The organism is Streptomyces brasiliensis (assembly GCF_014647875.1).
Taxonomy (GTDB): domain Bacteria; phylum Actinomycetota; class Actinomycetes; order Streptomycetales; family Streptomycetaceae; genus Streptomyces; species Streptomyces brasiliensis.
Genome location: NZ_BMQA01000207.1, coordinates 1 through 1,638, shown reverse-complemented (window position 1 = coordinate 1,638; position 1,638 = coordinate 1). Strand labels below are relative to the sequence as shown.

The window sequence follows — 1,638 nt, the reverse complement described above, 5'->3', positions numbered from 1 at the left end:
CATACCCGAAGGCGCAGTTGCGTCGCTTGCGGCGAAGTTCGAGGCGTTGTTCCCGCATCTGGACGAGCGGCAGCGGCGGTTGATGATGGGGGCGGAGGCACGCTCGCTCGGCCACGGCGGGATCCGGGCGGTGGCCCGGGCCGCGGGGGTCCGCGAGGCCACGGTCTCGCGGGGTGCGTCGGAGTTGGAGAGCGGCGAGCCGCCGCTGGGCCGGGTGCGGCGTGCGGGCGGGGGCCGCAAGCGCGCCGTGGACCTGGACCCGGAACTGCGTCCCGCGCTGCTCGCGCTGGTCGAGCCCGACCTGCGCGGCGATCCGATGTCGCCGTTGCGCTGGACGACCAAATCGACCCGCAGGCTGGCCGCGGAGCTGACCGCGCAGGGCCACAAGGTGAGCGCGGACACGGTCGGGGACCTGCTGCGCGAGGAGGGCTTCAGCCTGCAGGGCAACTCCCGCGTGCTGGAGGGGGCCGACCACCCCGACCGCGACGCGCAGTTCCGCTACATCAACGACCAGGTCAAGGCCCACCAGGTGAGCGGCGACCCGGTGATCTCGGTCGATGCGAAGAAGAAGGAACAAGTCGGCGACTACCACCAGCCCGGGCGTGAATGGCAACGCAAAGGCGAGCCGGTCAAGGTCCGCTCGCACGACTTCCCCGACCCAGACGGGCCGGGCGAGGTGATCCCCTACGGTGTCTACGACCTGACCGCGAACACCGGCTGGGTCGGCGTCGGCTGCGACGGCAACACCGCCGCATTCGCGGTCGCCACCATCCGCCGCTGGTGGCAGGAGGTCGGCCGGGACGCTTACCCGCAGGCGCGCCGTGTGCTGGTCACCGCCGACGCGGGCGGCTCCAACGGCTACCGCACCCGTGCCTGGAAGGCCGAGCTCGCCGCGTTCGCCGTCGAAACCGGCCTGGAAGTCACGGTGTGTCACTTTCCGCCCGGCACCTCGAAGTGGAACCGGATTGAGCACCGGCTGTTCTCCCACATCACCATGAACTGGCGTGGACACCCGCTGACCAGCCACGAGGTCGTCGTGAACACCATCGCGGCGACCACCACCCGCACCGGGCTGAAGGTGCAGGCAGAACTCGACACGGCCGCCTACCCCACCGGCGTGCGCGTCAGCGACGCCCAGATGGACCTGCTGCCCCTGCGGCGCCACGAGTGGCACGGCGACTGGAACTACACGTTGCTGCCCCGGGCGTTCGCGCAGGCCGCGGCCCGCACGGTGAAGCCCTTCAACCAGGCCAGCCCAGAACTCGCGTGGCTGTGCCACCCAGCGGTGACCGGGATGGACCCGTCCCAGTGGGCCACGCTGATCCGGGCGCTGGGGGCGCTGCACGAGGACCAGCGCGAAGCCGACACCCGCCGACGCCGGGGTCGCGAACGGAAGAAGGCACCCGGCGGCGGCCGACCGCCCAAGCTGACCCTGATCGACCGCGTGCTGGCCGCATTCCTGCACGACCGGCTGGGCCTGACCCAGGCCATCATAGCCAAGCTGTTCGGCATGACGCCCGAGATGATCGGCCAACGCATCCGACAGATCCGCATGCTCCTGTCGTCCATCGGCCGCCCGCTGGAACCCGCCGACACCCGACCACGCTCCATCGACGAACTCCGGGAACTCATCGGCTC

1 protein-coding gene is annotated in these 1,638 nt (G+C 71.0%); it reads left to right on the top strand.

All coding sequences use genetic code 11. The annotated features are described in order from the left end of the window. Window position 1 precedes the first annotated feature (1 nt). The coding region (locus IEZ19_RS49740; protein WP_189317950.1) for an ISAzo13 family transposase at window positions 2–1,638 on the top strand (1,637 nt) is incomplete at its 3' end.